Source organism: Pseudarthrobacter sp. SORGH_AS 212, from assembly GCF_030818145.1.
Classification (GTDB): Bacteria; Actinomycetota; Actinomycetes; order Actinomycetales; family Micrococcaceae; genus Arthrobacter.
Genome location: NZ_JAUTAA010000001.1, coordinates 1,231,918 through 1,248,203 on the forward strand (window position 1 = coordinate 1,231,918; position 16,286 = coordinate 1,248,203).

At 65.4% G+C, this 16,286-nt stretch carries 19 protein-coding genes and 1 tRNA gene; all 20 read right to left on the bottom strand.

Annotated elements, in window-relative coordinates:
* Nucleotides 1–21: 21 nt before the first annotated feature.
* The 20 genes from QE394_RS05500 to QE394_RS05595 all read right to left on the bottom strand — a co-directional run bounded on the left by QE394_RS05500 (nucleotide 22) and on the right by QE394_RS05595 (nucleotide 16,190).
* Nucleotides 22–942, bottom strand: coding sequence for a hypothetical protein (locus QE394_RS05500; RefSeq protein ID WP_349033976.1), 921 nt, complete (start codon nucleotides 940–942; stop codon nucleotides 22–24).
* The gene (locus QE394_RS05505; RefSeq protein ID WP_349033977.1) at nucleotides 942–2,096 is read right to left on the bottom strand and encodes a hypothetical protein; all 1,155 of its coding nucleotides are present in this window, start codon (nucleotides 2,094–2,096) and stop codon (nucleotides 942–944) included. Before QE394_RS05505 ends, QE394_RS05500 begins: the two co-directional genes overlap by 1 nt.
* Complete coding sequence (locus tag QE394_RS05510) at nucleotides 2,093–3,073, bottom strand: hypothetical protein (protein ID WP_349033978.1); 981 nt, start codon at nucleotides 3,071–3,073, stop codon at nucleotides 2,093–2,095. Before QE394_RS05510 ends, QE394_RS05505 begins: the two co-directional genes overlap by 4 nt.
* 9 nt (nucleotides 3,074–3,082) lie before the next feature.
* Complete coding sequence (locus QE394_RS05515) at nucleotides 3,083–5,959, bottom strand: phage tail tape measure protein (protein WP_349033979.1); 2,877 nt, start codon at nucleotides 5,957–5,959, stop codon at nucleotides 3,083–3,085.
* Between the two features lie 232 nt (nucleotides 5,960–6,191).
* Nucleotides 6,192–6,695 carry a hypothetical protein gene (locus QE394_RS05520; RefSeq protein ID WP_349033980.1) on the bottom strand — a complete coding sequence of 168 codons (504 nt, stop codon included), beginning with the start codon at nucleotides 6,693–6,695 and terminating at the stop codon, nucleotides 6,192–6,194.
* Between the two features lie 103 nt (nucleotides 6,696–6,798).
* Nucleotides 6,799–7,260, bottom strand: coding sequence for a hypothetical protein (locus QE394_RS05525; RefSeq protein WP_349033981.1), 462 nt, complete (start codon nucleotides 7,258–7,260; stop codon nucleotides 6,799–6,801).
* Nucleotides 7,261–7,272: 12 nt separating this feature from the next.
* On the bottom strand, nucleotides 7,273–7,731 hold the full coding sequence (locus QE394_RS05530; protein ID WP_349033982.1) for a minor capsid protein: 459 nt from the start codon (nucleotides 7,729–7,731) through the stop codon (nucleotides 7,273–7,275).
* Nucleotides 7,731–8,075 carry a hypothetical protein gene (locus QE394_RS05535; RefSeq protein ID WP_349033983.1) on the bottom strand — a complete coding sequence of 115 codons (345 nt, stop codon included), beginning with the start codon at nucleotides 8,073–8,075 and terminating at the stop codon, nucleotides 7,731–7,733. Before QE394_RS05535 ends, QE394_RS05530 begins: the two co-directional genes overlap by 1 nt.
* Nucleotides 8,075–8,398, bottom strand: a complete 324-nt coding sequence (locus tag QE394_RS05540) for a hypothetical protein (protein WP_349033984.1) — start codon at nucleotides 8,396–8,398, stop codon at nucleotides 8,075–8,077. The genes QE394_RS05535 and QE394_RS05540 overlap by 1 nt, the downstream gene beginning before the upstream one ends.
* Nucleotides 8,395–8,814, bottom strand: a complete 420-nt coding sequence (locus QE394_RS05545; protein WP_349033985.1) for a hypothetical protein — start codon at nucleotides 8,812–8,814, stop codon at nucleotides 8,395–8,397. The genes QE394_RS05540 and QE394_RS05545 overlap by 4 nt, the downstream gene beginning before the upstream one ends.
* 18 nt (nucleotides 8,815–8,832) lie before the next feature.
* Nucleotides 8,833–9,372 carry a hypothetical protein gene (locus QE394_RS05550; protein WP_349033986.1) on the bottom strand — a complete coding sequence of 180 codons (540 nt, stop codon included), beginning with the start codon at nucleotides 9,370–9,372 and terminating at the stop codon, nucleotides 8,833–8,835.
* Between the two features lie 56 nt (nucleotides 9,373–9,428).
* Nucleotides 9,429–10,406: a major capsid protein gene (locus QE394_RS05555; RefSeq protein ID WP_349033987.1), complete on the bottom strand. Its 978-nt coding sequence runs from the start codon at nucleotides 10,404–10,406 to the stop codon at nucleotides 9,429–9,431.
* Between the two features lie 17 nt (nucleotides 10,407–10,423).
* Entirely contained in the window at nucleotides 10,424–11,032 is a 609-nt protein-coding gene (locus QE394_RS05560; RefSeq protein WP_349033988.1) for a hypothetical protein, read from the bottom strand.
* Nucleotides 11,033–11,098: 66 nt separating this feature from the next.
* On the bottom strand, nucleotides 11,099–12,181 hold the full coding sequence (locus QE394_RS05565) for a phage minor capsid protein (RefSeq protein ID WP_349033989.1): 1,083 nt from the start codon (nucleotides 12,179–12,181) through the stop codon (nucleotides 11,099–11,101).
* 9 nt (nucleotides 12,182–12,190) lie between these two features.
* Entirely contained in the window at nucleotides 12,191–13,783 is a 1,593-nt protein-coding gene (locus QE394_RS05570) for a phage portal protein (RefSeq protein ID WP_349033990.1), read from the bottom strand.
* Nucleotides 13,784–13,808: 25 nt separating this feature from the next.
* Nucleotides 13,809–13,982, bottom strand: coding sequence for a hypothetical protein (locus tag QE394_RS05575; RefSeq protein WP_349033991.1), 174 nt, complete (start codon nucleotides 13,980–13,982; stop codon nucleotides 13,809–13,811).
* Nucleotides 13,983–14,010: 28 nt separating this feature from the next.
* Complete coding sequence (locus QE394_RS05580; RefSeq protein ID WP_349033992.1) at nucleotides 14,011–15,279, bottom strand: PBSX family phage terminase large subunit; 1,269 nt, start codon at nucleotides 15,277–15,279, stop codon at nucleotides 14,011–14,013.
* Nucleotides 15,224–15,760 (bottom strand): hypothetical protein, encoded by a 537-nt coding sequence (locus tag QE394_RS05585; protein WP_349033993.1) that lies wholly within the window; start codon nucleotides 15,758–15,760, stop codon nucleotides 15,224–15,226. The genes QE394_RS05580 and QE394_RS05585 overlap by 56 nt, the downstream gene beginning before the upstream one ends.
* 96 nt (nucleotides 15,761–15,856) lie before the next feature.
* Nucleotides 15,857–15,920, bottom strand: a tRNA-OTHER gene (locus tag QE394_RS05590).
* A 39-nt stretch (nucleotides 15,921–15,959) separates the two neighbouring features.
* Nucleotides 15,960–16,190, bottom strand: a complete 231-nt coding sequence (locus tag QE394_RS05595; RefSeq protein ID WP_349033994.1) for a hypothetical protein — start codon at nucleotides 16,188–16,190, stop codon at nucleotides 15,960–15,962.
* Nucleotides 16,191–16,286: the final 96 nt, after the last annotated feature.

A 16,286-nucleotide genomic window follows, 5' to 3' on the forward strand; every position in this document is an offset into this window, starting at 1 on the left:
CTCCCTTGCCTGGAAAGGCGGTTACCAGCCAACGACCGTGACGAACATGGAGAGCGAACCGTAGCCATTGGCCCAGCCGGAGTTATCCAGCCGGCGGGCGCGGAACCGGATCTTCGTGGTGTTGATGTCCTGGACGGTGGCCTGGTACATGAAGCCCTCGATGGGGTGAAACTCGGTCAACTGGACCGATGCGACGCCGGCGAATGTAGGGAGCCCGTTCTGTCCGAACCGGAACTCGCCGTACCCATTGGCATCCGTACCGCCCACAGCGCTGATGAGCCCTGTGAAGGTCCGCCAAGGTGCCTCACCGGGTTTGATGGCTGAAGATTCGTTCTGCGAGAGCTGCCGCCACTCTGGGGTGTCGTTCGCCCCGACGACGCGCAGCCAGTCAGCGCCATTGATCTGCAGCCGGGTGCCCACCGAGTTGAGGAAGGACCGGACGAGGTCATGGTTCGCTACGATCGCGCCGCCGTCCCCGGACCAGGTCCGGAGGTCGATGATGGCCGTGGGCTGGGTCTGGCCAGCCGTGACCTGCACGAGCGCGAGGGGCTGGTCGTCAATGTTGCCGGGCCCGACAATGCGTCCGCCGGGGATCGCCGCCGTGGAGCCGCCGGAGACCTTCTCGAATTTGGTCATGCCGGCGGTAGGGGTCCAGTCGCGGCGGGCCACGATCAAGTCCCAGCGGGAACCGGAGGCGATCGTGGCGAGTTGGATGGTGTCATTCTCCACAGTTTTGTCCGTGACGCCGTGCCCGAAGCCGCGGCCGGCGTTGATCGACACCGTCCGGTCCTGGCCGGCAACGGCCGTCACCTTCCAGTCCAGCGGGGACCGCACACCGTAACGGGCAGTGCCGACGGAAGGGTGAGCGTCCGCCCAAGCGGCCTCTCCGTAAGGCTTGTCCACGGTGGTGTCATAGCCGTACGACGTGAATGCAACTGGCATTATCGTGTCTCCTGGTTTCGTTGGCCGCGGGCAAGAGCGGCGAGGCGCTGCGCGGTGATGCGTTCGGGCTGGTCTGTGAGTTCACCGATGGACGGGGCCTCGGCCGCGTAGGTGGGTGAGACCCAGTTGAGGGTGCATTCGCGGATGACTTCCGTGATGGTGACGCCCTCAGCGACCCGGACGGGGATTCGGTCCCCAACATGGAAGCCGCCCGGCCCGTACTGGAAGATCCCGGACCCTGCGAGGGTGAGGGATACGCCGTTCTTGGGGCCGTGCTCGTTGAGAGTTTCCTGGCCGCGGGCGTCCATCACCGCGGGGGTGTTGTCGTCGCGGGCGTCCCTGAACACCTCGGCCCGACGCCCGTACTGGGCTTCGCGGGCCGTGTCCACGAGGTAGCGGAAGTTCCGGGCGGTCTTCTCTCCCTGCCCGCCGATGACCACGCGGGAAGCAGTGGGCCGTTTCCGGGTCATGGCCACCCGTTTGAGGGTGCGGCCCTTGACCGAGAGCGTCCGGGGGTGAGTTTGGGGCTCGTAGACGTCGAGGACGAGGTCCGCGGACTCCCCCGGCGCACTGTTGGCCTGCCGCACTGATACGCCGATCCCAGCGTCCTCCAGGGCGGGGAACATCTGGTCAGCGATGGGGTGCATGCGTAGCGGCACACCGCCGGGGATGGTGGCGCCGCGGTTCAGGTTCGGCGCGACCACGAGGCCGGGTATGCCGATTCGGTTGACGCCGTTCTCGGTGACGGCCGTCTTCAGGATCGTTTCGGCGTTTCCGTTGTATGTCCGGTACTCGGCGGCGCTTTGGTTGATGGCGCCGGGGGTGGCGGCTACGGTCGGCACGGGCCAACCGAGGATCTCCCACAGTGCGGTGAGGTCGTCCTCCACCGTGACCGTGTACAGGCCGGAGACGCCGTCCGATTCGATGTTGTCTTCCGTGATGGGCCCGCTAATCAGGTGCTCACCCTTGAATGAGACCTTCAGGCGGGCGCCGTCCTCTTTGAGCTTCCCGATCCGCCGATGCCCGAGGGCGACGGACATGCTGAGGGTGGAGGTGAGGTTGTGCCGGACCGTGGCGGACAACGCCACCGGGTTGCCGATCTGGCACTGGAAGACCCGGTCCTTGTCATACACCCCGATGCGGAACACACTCACCACGGCCTCCGATACAAGGTCGGGAGGAGCACCTCAACGGCGCCCGTCCCCGAGATACTCAGCGACAGGGGAACCTGCGCTCCGGCGGGGACCGGGGCGAAGTCCGTCTCCCCCAGCTCCGGGGACATGTCCACCGGGTTGATCATGTCCACCCCGATCACACGTTCCGAAGGCTTCTTCTCAGCCCCGGACGCGGTGATCTCGTACAGGGTGCCGCCGATCAGGTCCGGGTCCGATTCGATGACCAGGCAGTACCCGGCATCGATGGGGAAGGGGACGTGCACGATCTCTTCCCCGACTCCGACGTGAGCGGATTCGGTGTCACCGTCGATGAACCAGCGCGGGAACGATTCCTCGTCGCCCGGGTTGTCCATCCGTGCGTTCGCTGCGGAGAAGTCCGAGGCGATGTTGACGATTGGACCGTCGTTGCCGAAGAACGGCGGGGGCGGGGCCTCACCGATGAAGGACCGGACTACCGGGCGTCCGACCCAGAACGGCTGCTCGGCTACAAGGTTGATGTTGTAGCGGTCCCAGCCGATCCGGAGTGGGTTGCGTTCCCGGGAGTGGTCTCCGTCATCCACGAAGCGGAGCGTCAGGGAGCGGTGGTTCCCGTCAGGGTGGACCACCGTCCACACACCGATGTCCTTCGGGTCCATGGTCTTCCAGAAGGCCCGGTCGCGTTCCATCCACGCCGTGGATCCGCCGTTGTGCCAGATCTTCAGCGGCCACATCACCTCCCGGTCCAGGAAGGAAGTTCCCTGGTACTGGGAGCCGGCCACTGCCGGGGATGAGGTGGAGTGCCGCTCCTGGCGTGCGGAGCCGAGACCCCGCACGCCGGGCAGCAGGAAGATCCCCGTGGAGCGATCCGTGAGGGCCCACTCGGTACCCTTGGCCGTCCACGTCATCGGCATACCCGACCACGCCGGCGCCGGGTCCACCGGTGGGATGTACGGGGCACCGTAAACGATGTTCGCCATGGGGCTCCTCTATTTGATTGCGGTCAGGAGGTCTTTGAACCGGACGCGTGCTTTGCGTTCCTGCTCGTCGGGGTCCGGGCCTCCGTAGATGTGCGGCGCGTACGTGACCGAACGGCCAGGAACGGCAACCGCCGAGGACCCGCCGAGGTGTGTCCCGGCTGTCAGCCCCACATGGCCGCCCGTGACGCCGCCCGCGATGGTCGCGGACACGTCCCCGAGGGTGGACTTCAGCGACGGCATAGACCGGCGGATACCCGTTTCGAGGCCGTCCATGATCCAGCCACCGGCAGGTACCAGCAGGGCAAGGTCGTAGGCTTTCGGGCCCTTGTGGTCAGCGATCCATTGGCCGATGCCGCCGACGAAGTTCTTCACGGACTCGAACCCAGCCTGCAGTCCGGAGAGGAAACCGGAGATGATCTGTTGCCCTGCGTTGACCAGCAGGCCACCGAGGTTCCCCAGGGCGCCGAGGACCATGCCAGGAAGGCCGCGGACCCAGGACACGAGGTCCAGGAAGCGGCTCACTGCCGCGTCCCGCATGCCGGATACCCAGCCGCCGACCTGCCCCGCGAGGTTGCCCAGTGCACGGAGCCCGTCGAGGACCATGTTCGGGACGTTCCGGACCCAGTTGACGAGCTCCAGGAACTTCCCAACAGCGGCGTCTTTCACCGACGTGATCCAGGCTCCGACCGTGCCCGCGAGCTGCGCAAGGGCGATTAGGCCCGCCATGATCCGGCCCGGTACGGACGCCACGAAGGACACCCAGTCCATGAAGATCCGGATGGCCATGTCCTTGGCGTTCGAGATCCAAGCACCCACCTGCCCGGCAAGGTTGCCGAGGGCGGCGAGGCCGTCCATGAACCGCTGCGGAATCCCAGCGACCCAGGCAACCAGCCCGTTCCACAGCCCGATCACGAAGTTCACCGTGGTGGTGATCCCGCCGCCAAGAATCGAGTCGATAGCAGCGACCCCGGAGAGGAAGAACCCGGTGATCTTGGACCATGCCGAGGAAAGATAGGCCGGGATCTTGTCGAACTGGCCGGTGAAAATGGCGATCACGATGGCCAGGGCGGTGGCCACGTAGGTCTGGATCATTTCCCACGCGGTGGAGAAGATCGTCTGGACGATCTGCAGCCCAGCGGAGACTGGGGCGGCGAGCATCCCCATGAAGTCCGAGACCATGCCCACCGTGTTCGTGAAGAAATCCACGAACATCCCCACCGTGTTGGAGAAGAAGTCAGCGAACATCCCGCCGGTGTTGGCCGCGAAATCGCGGAACATGCCGAGGGTGTTGGACCCCCATTCCGTGACGATGCGGGAGACGTTCCCCCACGCTTCGGACGTGAATTTCACGATCGCGTCCCAGTTGGCGAAGATCAGGGCGCCGATGCCAACAATGGCGGCGATGACCCAGCCGACAGGGCCGAGGGCGATGAACCAGGCAGCGGCCATGCGGGCGGCTTGGATGAGGGCTTGGGCGCCCATCTTCACCCAGGCGCCGACCATGACGTAGGACGATGCGACGTAGGTTGCTGCGGCCTTGATCGCGCCGCCGGCTGCCATGGTCCAGGCAACTACCTGCGCCGCCGCGGAGGCGCCGGCGCTGATGGCGATCTTCAGGAACAGCGGCAGTAGGAGGATCCCGACGCCGGTGGCCCACGCCTGGATGGTGGGGAGGTTGGCCGAGAACCATTCAGAGAAGGCCTGCAGCGCGGGCAGAGCGTCGGAGGTGATCCAGCCGCCGAACTGCGTGATGGCCGGGCCGACAGTGGTGTTCAGGAAGGTAGCGAACTTGCCCACTGAGGGCATGATGTTCGCCTGGACAAAGGTGATCAGGGCGGCCTCAGCCTGCCGTTTGAACCCATCGAACCCGGCCCGGGCGTTCGAGTTCAGGTCCTCGCTCAGCTTTGCCGCAGAGCCCGCCACGGAATCGAATTTGTCCCCCAGGGGGTCGAGGGCCCCGAGGAAGTTGGGGATCTCGGTCACTGAGAGGTCTTCAAGGGGTGTGCCGAACAGGGCAAGGGCGGCCTGCGACTGGGCGACAGGGTCCTGCATTTCCTGCAGCCCGTGGATGATGTCCCCGAACGCTGTCTTCGCTGATTCCCCGCCGGCGAGGAGCTTGGCGGACATCTCCTCCTGATCCAGACCCAGGGCTTCGTAAGCGGCCCCGGAGGCGGTGGACATGTCCGTTGCCCGGATACCGAATTCCTTCAGGGCGTCACCGGTCTTATCGATGCCGTACATGCCCTTTTCGGAGGCCTGCACGAGGATGCCCATGGCTTCCTCACCCTGGATGCCGATGTTGTTGAAGAAGGGCCCGTACTCGTCAATGGCGTCCAGGATGTCTTCGCGGACGTTGACCGGGACTTTCTGCATGGAGGCTGCCAGGAGGTCCGCGGCGTGGGTACCGTCTTTGGCGATCCCGGAGGTGATCATCTGGCCGGCCACCTGGGCGGCGCGGGCAACGTCTACGCCCATGACCTTGGACAGGTTCATCATGTCCGCCGTCATGGCCTGCACTTCGTCGGCCGAGGCGTCCCGCATGCCGCGGACCGAGGACATTACGGCCTCAACTGCGGTGTTGACGTCTTCCATGGAGTCGCCGTAGTTCGCGGCGAACAGTGACCCGGCCGCCTGGCCTGCGACCCCTGCCTGTTCCTCGGTCAGCCCGAGGCTGGCCTGGATTTTGTCGTTGCCCGCCTCGATGTCGATGGCGTCCACAACACCCTTGGTCAGCGCTGCGCCGATCGCCACAGCAGCGGCCCCGGCAAGGGCTGCCCCAGCCACACCGAAGTGCTTCAGGGAGTCCTGGGCCCCGACAAGTTTCTTGTCCCACTCCGAGGCGTCGAGCCCGATGGTGCCGAAGAGTTCACCAAGGTTCAATGCCATGCCGGGGCCTCCGCTATTTAGTTGTGCTGCTTACTGGGTGGTTTGACCGGATTCATTGCCAGGCCGAGGCGCGTGGACGGGACCGCCCGCCCGTCAGGGTGGAACCCCGGGGGTTTGCCGAGGAGACCGATGATGCGGACCTGCAGCCACCGCCAGGACCGTTCCCGGAGGATCCCGGATCCGACGTCAACGCCGGCGTCCTGCAGGTCCGCTTCGATGAGGTTCCAGTGCTTCAGGATTTCCGACCACTTGCGGCCCGGCTGCGCGTACCCTTCGGGGTAGTCGTACCAGTCACTGAGGCCCGTTTCCGGGTCGTAGTTGCCGCGGCCGTACCGGTCCGGGTCGCCGTTCGGCGCTCCGCCCTGTTCGGCGTCGGAGCTTTTCCCTCTGCCATCCAGAATTCTTCGGCGGTGTCGAAGTCTTGGGCGTGCCACATGAGGGCCGTTTGGCCGATGAATTTGAGGGCGTGGAACGTTGCCCCGTCCGCGAGGAGTTCGTCGTACACGGGGCCGAGGACGGTCTGGTAGAAGCCCTTCTCCTCGGCGTCGGAGACGAGTTCGATGGTTTCGGGGTCGAGTTTCTTCTCAACGGCGGCCTGCACGCCGGCGGAGATGAGTCGCTGCAGCTTCAGGCCGGTTTCGGCGTCTACCGGGGGAACCTTGTAGGTCTTCCCGCGGAAGGGGACGCCGAGGATGGGGTCGAGGAAGGTGCCGAGCTGTTCGAGTGTTTCAGTCATGGGGGTGTGCTCCAAGGGGTTAGGGGTTCCAAGGTGTCCAAGGCGGAGTCCGTGCCCGCCCGCCCCTTGGAAAGCGGACGGGCACGGGGTCTAGGGGAAGGCGTTACGGGATGGTGACGTCTTCGAGGGCGCCGCGGCCGGAGAGGGTGAACGCGGCAGTGGTGATGTCCGTGCGGGGGCCGCCGTTCTTCGTGAACGACGCGTCCGCGACACCGACCTGCCCCTCGGTCGGGGTAGTGCGGTTCGTGATGCGGACGTGCACGAGGCCGTCCTCAGCGAGGCCGTTGCCGGCGACCCGAAGGATCTCCTGGCCCGGGTCAGCGGTGAGGGATGCGCGGGGCAGCTTCACAGTGCCTTCCGCGGACCAGCCGAGGCCCGTGGCGATCTGGGAACCCCAGCCGTCCGAGTCGAACGAGGAATCGTCTTCGAGGTTCTTCTCCACCTTGGGCGGGGTGAACTCGGTCATGCCCTTGACGATGGTCCAGGTGGTGGGTTCGGCGCCGGTGGTGTAGGGCGCTACCTCAAGCTGGTAGTCACCGACAACGCCGGGAGTAATTTCAGTCATGGTTCGTGCTCCTTAGTCTTCCCGGTACGTGCCGGTGCGGGTGAGTTGCAGGTAGTAGTTGTGGGAGTGCTCTTGCCGGTTGTTGCCGTCAGGGCCAAGGGGGGTCGCTGACTGCCGCCAGGCCCGGACGATGGGGATGCCGTTGAGTTCGAAGTTCGTCCGGCCGTGGAGCGCGTCGAACAGGCGGGAGGAGATGTCCTTGTCCGAGAGCCGGTCGCCGGCTTTACCGCGGATCCGGAACTGGACGCCTTGGACGGAGTCCGTCCCGGCGCCGGCGTCTTCGACACCGTAGAGGGTCATGGCGATTGCCTTGTCCGGGGTGGCCGGCAGGGCATCTACCGTGATTGCGGTGTCTGTGGCGAGGTACGTGCCGGAGGTGATCCACCGGCCAACCGACTGGGAGCCGAGGTACTCCCCCAAACCGATGAGGAGCTTGTACTCGAACCCGAGCGAGGCGAAGACGATGGCCATTACAGGGTCCCCGCTATCGTTTGCCGGATGATTTCCGCTGCCGTTTGGACTTCGGAGTTCATCGCGTTTTCGAGGTACTTGGCGGACCGGCCGTTGTCGTGCCGAAGGGTCATGTCCTCGTGCTGCTTCACCGCATAAGGGGTGTCATAACTGACTGCGGCTGTGAAGTTACCCGGGTCCGTGGAGACCGTCCCGGACCGTTCGAGGGTGTCCTCTTCGATCGGGACGGACTTGTTGGAGACACCGAGGACGTGTTCCGCGGCGAGGGCAACCGCCCGGTTCGCGGACCCGTTGAGGACGTCCTTCGCCTTCGGGTTGATGCTGAACTTCCATCCCTTAGGCATCAGGTCAACACCACCTTCAAGTGGTCCGGCAGCCCCAGGGAGCCGGAGTCAGCTTCCTCGATGCGGAGCACCGTGGCTGTCCGGCCGTTGAGGTGGACGATGGACTCCGGGGTGAACTTGTCCCGCTGGGTGGTGTCCATGATCCAGAGCGTGGCCGTGGTCGATACCGTGTCACCGGTCGCGGTACGGCTCAGCCCCTGGCTGTCCTCGATGAGGCACGGGATCGGGGCCGACTCCGGTGACGTCGTGTTCCCGAAAGGCCCCTCCCCCGCATGGGTTTCGACGGTGACCGTATGGACCATGAACTCGTCAAAGTCACTCACAGCACCACCGGGCTCCCCGACAGGAGCCCCGCCTCTTCGAGGATGTAGAAGGCATCCGGCCCCAGCACCCCCGCAGCGCCCGCCCGCGCCTCCGCGGTGGTCGCATAGACGCTGTAGTTGATGGATGCCCCGCCGATCGACTTGGAAGCCGCCAGAGGCGCGACGCCGGCCGCACCCTTGGAAGGGTCAATCCCAAGGTCAGCCCAGTACTGCGCCTGGGCCGTGGTGGCGTCACGGAAGGCTGTTCGCAGAGCCGTGTTGGTCGGATACCCGTCAGCATCCGTGCCATACGTGGCCATCTTCGTGGACGATCGGACGAGGCCGGATGCCGATCTGAGGAGGGCCGCCGCGTTGGCCGGGACGGTGGCCGGGGTCATCCATTCGGATAGTTCAGCCTCGGTAGCGTAGACCTTCACGGCGGCCCTCCAGACGGGTTAGTTGAACAGTTCGCGGATGCCGTCGCGGCCGAGGCCGTCCAGTTCCGCTTCGGTCTTGCCCTGCGCGGTGGCGTAGGCGTGCCATTCCTCCTTGGAGGCGTTCCCTGCGGGCTTGTCAGCCTCGAAGGACTCCTGGGCGGCGTGCGCCTTCTCCTCGGCGTCCTGGGTGTTGGTGTTCTCAACGTGGACGTCACCGCCCTTGACCGGCCGGACACCCTCGGATGCGTGGATCTCCGGGGAGATGACCTCGGGGCCGTGGGGGTTCGCTTCTCCGGCGTTTGTCGGGGCGAGGAAGTCCTCGGGCTTCGGGTCAACGGCGGCGTCCCGCAGGGTGGAGGCTTCGGGCTCGGGCAGGTTGCGGGGGTCCGGGGACTCCGGCTCCGGCGCGGCTGCCTTGGTGTCGCCGTCCACGGTGTAGCCGGCGTTGCGGCAGTAGCTAATGACTGCCTGGTTGTCGGTTTCGGCCTTGCCGTCCTCGAACTGGACGCCGCCGATCTCGCAGTTGAATTCTTCGTTCGGTGCAGTGATCTTTGCCATTGTCTGGCTCCTCACGGTAGGTGCTGCCCCGGCGCGGTGGCCGGGGCAGCGGGTGACTACTGGACCTTGATGTTGCGGAACACGCCCGCAGCCTTCGAGGCCTTCAGGGCTACGGCGACGGGGCCGAGCTCAACTTCGCCGGTCTTCACGGCGCCGGGGGTGGAGAAGTCCGGCAGCCACGTCTGGACGAGCTGGCCGCCGGCGGTGGATACGCCGTGGAAGCCGTCCAGGCCGAAGCGGACCGCGTACAGGGCCGAGGAACCGGCGGTCAGCGGGCCCGCGCCGTCCGGGTCAACCGTGTTCACGGGGATGACGTCCGAAGCGGAACCGGCGACGAGGCCGGCGTCCTGCAGGATCGCACCGGCGTAGGAGGTAAGGGCGGTGTTGCGGGGGCCCACAACCTGGGTGGCCTGGTTGGCGAAGCGGGAGGCTGCCTTGACCAGGTTGATCAGCTTTCGGTTGCCCAGCAGGATGCCGGCTTCACCGTCGAGGGTGGACAGGAGGTCGTCAACGTCCGTGAGGATCTTGAACGCCAGGGTCTGGGACATGACGCCGGTCCAGTCGCGGGCCGTGGTGTCCTCGGTCGAGGAACCGGTGAGAGCCTTGGACAGGCCATCGAAGCCGTTGGCATCCACGGCGGTGTCACCGTTGATGACGAGGTCACCGAACTTGGCCTGCGTGGCCTTGATCTTCTGCGAGATGTTCAGGGACACGGCACCGGATGCGGCGGGGCCGACCTTGGCGAGGACGCGGTCCACCTGGAACGAACCACCGAGGACACCCAGGTTCACGGTCTTCTGGACCGTGGTGACTTCCTGCGGGGTGTACTCGGAGTTGATCGCACGGGTCGCGGCCGTTGCGGTCGTCAGGAGGCGCCGGTAGCCGTAGGTGAGCGTGGCGCCGCCGCCGGCCGGGTTCACGGCGTCATCGAAGGTGATGAGGTCCATGATCGGGTTGGTGCGGAATTCGTCAATGACGTTGACGTCGAGATCGGTCTGGGCGTTCTTGGTCGCCTCAGCAAGGGTGATGGGCAAGGTGTGCTCCTAAGCGGTTAGGCGCCGTAGTGTTTGGCTACGGCTCCGGCGATGGTGGTGGGTTTCGCGGGCTTTTCTCCGGACCCGCCGGTGAAGTCGCCGCCACTCGCTGCAGCCGCCTGGGTTGCTTTGAGCTTGGGGTTATCGGTGACCGCGTCCGTGATCGCCTTGGTGATGGCTTTCGTGTCGGACGGGTCGAGGTCCGCGATCTTCGCCAGGAAGTTGCGGGAGTCGAGGAGGGCGTCAGCGTCGGCGCCCTGTTTGCCAGCCGCCTTGTAGACGGCGAGTTCGGTCTGCGCCTGCTTGGCGGCGGCTTCGCGCTCGGTGAGCGCCTGGGTGAGCGCCGCGGCGTCGGGCTTCTCCCCGGCCTTGGCGTCGGGGTTCAGCGCGGACTGGATCGCGGCGAGGGTCTTGCTCGCCACGCGTTCGTCTCCGGCTTCCTTGCGGAGGTCGGTGATGATCTTCTGCACGCCAGCGGGGAGAGATTCAACTTTGCCGTCCCAGTCGGCGGCCTTCGCCTCGGTGGTTTCTGCGGCCTTGGTTTCCGTCGCCGCGGTTCCGGTGCCCTGTGCCTGCTGCTCGGCGGTCGTGGCTTCGCTGGTGGCTTCTGTTGCTGCTTCTGACATGGTGCCCTCCAAGTGGCATAGAAAAAGGGAGCCACCGTGTGGTGACTCCCTTTCGTGGGTATGTGGTTAGCGAACCTTCAATGAGGTTCGATAGGCGAGGTTCTTGCGGTCGTTCTCTTCTCGCCAGGCGGCGAACTCGGATGTCTTGTCCCGCAGCTTGGCCCGGACCTGCGCAGCGTTGTTCCCGCCGAACTCCTTGGCGATGGCGTCCTGCCGCTTCAGTTCCCGGATGCGCCGCTCATAGGCCCGTTGCTGCTGCCGGAGCGCGTCCCCCTCGGGGTCTGCGGTGTCCGTCCCGGGGCCTTTGGTGATGCCGGGCAGGTAGATGCTGTGGGAGTGCCGGCAGTTCGGATGGTAGAGGCCCTTGCCCTTCGCCTCGGCCAGGGATGCGACCACCGTTTTCCCGTCCCTGAGGCGTCCTGTCGTGCGACCGGAGAGGGAAAGGACCTTCCCCTCGAACGGTCGGCAGATGGAGCATTCCTCCGGCGCGTTGGACACGATGACGGTGTCCACGCCGAGTTCCTGGATCCGGTCCGTGTGGCCCTGCAGCATGGCCTGCGCGGCAGAGGTGCGGGCGGCCATCTCCCCGTACGAAACGAGGTTCCAGTTCCGTCCCGCAGCGTCCCGGAAGCCGTTCACACCGGCCTTGCCGAGGCGTTCGAGGATCATCCCGGCAGCTTCCCGCCGTGTGACCACGCCCAGTGCTGTCTGACCGGCGACTTGCTGCACCACTTGGGTGTAGATGTCCGTCGCGGCCCGGCTGATCTGGAAGGACATGGGCCGCATCCGGTCCATTGCCTCGGTGACGATGGCAGACACGGCGCCGGTGGGCTGCACCTCAGCGAAAGCCCCATGCTTCAGGCCGGCCGCCGTGAGTTCACCGCCCGCCGTCGCTATGCCCCGGTTGTAGGCCAGCCCCACAGCCTCGTCCAGGGCCCCGGGGAGGCCGGCGAGGAGGCGGGCGATGATCCTGTCCGTCTGGGCGCGGAGGGCTTGGATGTTCCGGAGCTTCCGTTCCACCCAATCGGGTGTGTCTTCACCGTCTGACAGTGCCTTAGCGATCTTCTGGAGGAGGAGGGTTTCAGCTTCTGCGAACTGTTCCCTCAGACCCTTCGCCAGGGTCGTGGCATCATCCGGGCGGATCGCCATGGCTGCATCCTACTCTGTGGTGGGGAATGTCCCGCCGAGCCCTTGACCGTCCGTGCCGAACGTTGCCGGGTCCTCTAGGGCGCCGAGGTTGAAGTCCGCACGGATGCGTTCCACTTCCTCGTCCACGGCCGTCTGATCCCAGCCAGGGTTACGGCGCCGGACTCGTTCCTCGATGGAAGCGGACTGGCTGGTGTAGTCCAGCTGGTTCTGCCGGGCCACCGCCTCGTCATCTTGGGCGATGCCGTCAGCGAAGTCCACCCGCACCGGGTACGGTGTGACACCCGTGTTGAAGATCAGGGCGTCCACGGCAAGGGCTTTGGTGAGGATGCGTTCCATGGCCGGTTTGAGGCCGAGGATCTTCCGCTTCCTCGTGGTGTAGGACGTTTGGGCTTTGGCGGCCACCTCGGTAGCGGTGACTGCGGCGCCGGAGGAGTCCTGCATCCCGAACGTTGCCGGGGAGTAGCCGGCGGCGGTGAGGATGATGCGGCGGAAGTGGTCGATCGCGGTGAGGAAGTCCTCGGTCCGGATCTCGAACTGGACTTTCTCGATGGCCATCTTCGAGTCACCCATGGACGAAGGGGCCGCCTTGACGGGGGTGAAGATCGACTGGTCGAGGTCGAATCCCACACCGTTGCCGGCGCCGAGGTCCTGCAGCATGGACTCGCCCACGATGAGGCGGCCCTTGCCGAGGCGGATGTCCCGCAACCATGCCGAGTAGAGCTCGTCCAGGGCGTCGAGTTTCTGCTCGATCCCTTCGAGGTCGGACCGGCCGAGGTGCGCCCCGATGGGGTCATGCCTCCATAGGGCGGAGGGGGTGATGTTCGGGGCGTATTCGACGGCGAGGCCTGGGGTGAGGGTGGAGAGCGTGTCCCCATCCAACAGGAGTTCGGCGTTGGCGGGTGCTGCGAGCCATGCTGTGGAGTCGTGGGAGTCGAATGGGATGCGGCGGCCGAGGTTGTCCGCGGTGCCTTCGTAGAGGCCGTGGGAGACCATCCCGACACCGAAGCTGTCTTTCCAGTGGTGTTCGAGGTGTCGGGTGATGACCTGGCCATCGGTCTTCACGGTCCGCCAGAACGTGACCGTGTGGAGGCGGCCCCACCGGAACGTTGGCCATGCCATATCCGCGTCCACCTTGGACAGGAACACGTGGTCGGCCGTGGCTTTGTCCCATGTTGCGCGGAGGTACACGCCGCCGAGTGCTGCACTGATTTCCGCGCCGGCCACGATGGTCTGTTCGAACTCGGGCCCGGTGATCAGGTCCAGCCGGTCCTGCGCTGCGCTGGTCTTCTCCTCGGAGGCTTCCTCGCCAGCGTCGATGACGACGCTTGGAGGCTCGGAGAACACGAGGTTGGCGCTGGTCCGGCAGATCTCCTGCGCGAGGCTGATGTGGATGGTGGAAAAGTCCGGGCTGGTCGTGCCCTTGGCACCGACAAACCATGTCCGGATCCGCTCCAGCACACCGGGCCGGCCGGTGTTGGCCGCGTAAATGGACGACAGTGCGGCCGTCTCGTTCCCATACCACGCTGCGTAGGTGTGGAGCTTGGAGAGGACGTTGGTGAGTTCCTTGGGCGGCCACTGAACGCCATTCTCGGGCAGTGCCAATGTGGCCTCCTAAGGGTGGTTGGGTTTAGAGTGCTCGGTCGTCGTCCGGGTGTCCGGTGTTGGCGCCGCGATAGACGGGGCCGGTCTTCTTTGGGCCGGTTGAGATCTCAATGGGAATCTCGATGGTCCCGATCTCTTTGGGCTCGTCTGCACCTACTTGGATAAGGACCTTCGCAAGGATGCTCTGAATGACTGCCATGTTGTGCTCCAAGGGTTGGTGGTGCAGGTTAGGCGGCGAGGTCCACGAGGCCGCGCCAGTTCGTTTCAGTGGTCGCCACGACGTACCGGGCGGGGTCGATCGAGTCGTCAGCGGTCTTGATGGGCTTGTCCTCACCGCGCAGCGAGGCCGCGGGATCCCATGAATACCCGGGCATCTCACTGATGAGGCCCTGGCAGCGGTCGGAGACCTTGAGTTTCCCGTTGGCCATGAGCGAGGACATCGTCCGGATGCCGTAGAGCACTTCGTTGTTCGCGGGGATGACGTTCCGGACACCCTGCGTGCCGAACTCCACATGCAGGGACGCGGCGGCAGGGTCGATAATGACCCACTCTGGTTGCAGGGTGGTCGGGTGCGGGATGTGCTCGACTGGCAGCCACTCTTTGATGGCCGTGGTTATGGTGGCGTCGTTGAGGCGCATTGACCGGTCTGCGGCTTCGTACCGCCATTCGTCCACGAAGTAGAGGACCCCGTCGATGCCGAGGCCGAGGATGATGGCGGAAGTGGCGTGGGTGGTGCCGTAGTCGATGCCGCAGCCGAAGTAGCGCTGCATGGGCGGGAGGTCTTTCCAGGCAACCACGTGCTCTGCTTCGTCCCAGAAGTCGAACACGGCGCCCTCAGCGGCGACCCACAGGCCTTCGATGAACCGCTTGTAGAACAGGCCCGTGAATTCGAGCTTCTTCTCGGCAATGTACTCCGGGGAGAGGCTGGGGTTGTCGTCCATGGTGAACCGCCACCGGGTCCAGTGCGGGAGTTTACCTTTGCCCTGGCCGATGCGGTCGAGGAATTTCTTCTTGAACCAGTGCGCGGGCCCGTCCGGGTTCGTGGTCCCGAAGAGTTGGGCGCCTTGGACGGACATGCGGCCGAGGAGCTGGGTGAAGAACTCCTCGGGGATGGTGGTGATTTCATCGACCATGGCGCCGGCGACGGTGAGGCCGCGGAGGACCTTCTCCGACTTCGCATCGGACGCGCCGAGGACGTGGACGAGGCGGCCGAAGATCTTCACCGTGGGCGCACCATAGTTCCCTATGACGTCGTCCACGAGCCCGCCGAAGAGGGTCGGGTCCTGGAGCGGGCCGATCATGTTCCGCCACACACTGTCCCGGGTCCGGCCGACCATGACCAGCGCACCCGTTTTTGGGGCCGTGGCCACGAACATCATCCACCGCACTAACGCGATGATGGTCTTCCCGGAACGGATGGACCCTTCGAGGATGTTGACCTTACGGTTGCTGCCCCTCAGGAAGTCCAGTTGCTTCGGGCTGACCGCTTGGAGCACTGGTAACCCCCAACTGTTCTGCGAGGCGGCCGAGCATCGATTGCGCTTCGGAGCGTTCGGGTACGGCGTCTACCTTTTCGAGGAGCATGGCCTTGTCGAGGTAGACGGCGACGGACGTGGCGAGGTTGCGTTCCTCGCCCGCGGGGACGAAGGTCAGTTCTCGGGCGGACTGGATGCCGGGGCCGGTTGGTACGAGGGCGTCGAAGGTTGGTGCTTCGAGGCGGTTGAGGATGAACTCTGCCCGGTCGTACATGCGGCCGACGAGTGCGGCGCGGCGGGCTTTGTTGTCCGCCTGCTTCGCTTCGGTGGCGGCTTTGACGCGTTCCCCGCGGGCGAAGGACATGCCGGCGTCTCGGACGGTGTTGGAGACCCATGCGGTGGAGAACCCGGTCTCGCGGACTATGTCGTTGCGGCCTTTTCCTTGGGCGTGGAGTTTGAGGACGGTGTCTCGGTCTGCTTGTGTTCGTTTGGGGTTGGGCACAAGAGGTTGGTCACCGCCTTCAGGTTGTGGGTGGTTGAGCTTCCCGGCTCGCGCTGCTGTATCGGTGCGACTTGACCAGCGGCCGGTCATGCTCAGTGGGGCTGGCAGGTGTCGAACCTGCGACGGCTATGGGGGGTGCCGTCAAACCACTTTCAGCCCCGGGGCCCGCCGGCTCATGTTCCGGCGGGCTATTCAGTTTTTAGCGCTTGATGGCATGGGGGTCGCTGATGCCCTCTGGAATGGTGACGCCTGCGCTCAGGAGTGCTTCCACGACGGCGTCCGCTAGGTCGATCAGGTCAATGCCGCCTTCATCGTCGTCCGTGTAGACCTCGACGCCCTGCTTTTCGAGCTCGGCTTCGAGAGCGTCCATGGCGTGGTTCTTGGCCGCGCTGTTCTCGGCGGGTTCGTAGCCTTCAGGGATTTCGGACATGCTGGATTCCTTCTTTCGGTGGGGAAGATTTGGTGGTGGCGGGCCCGTGCGGGTCAACGCTCAAGGCTGGATGGGCCGAGCTCACCGCGTGGAGAT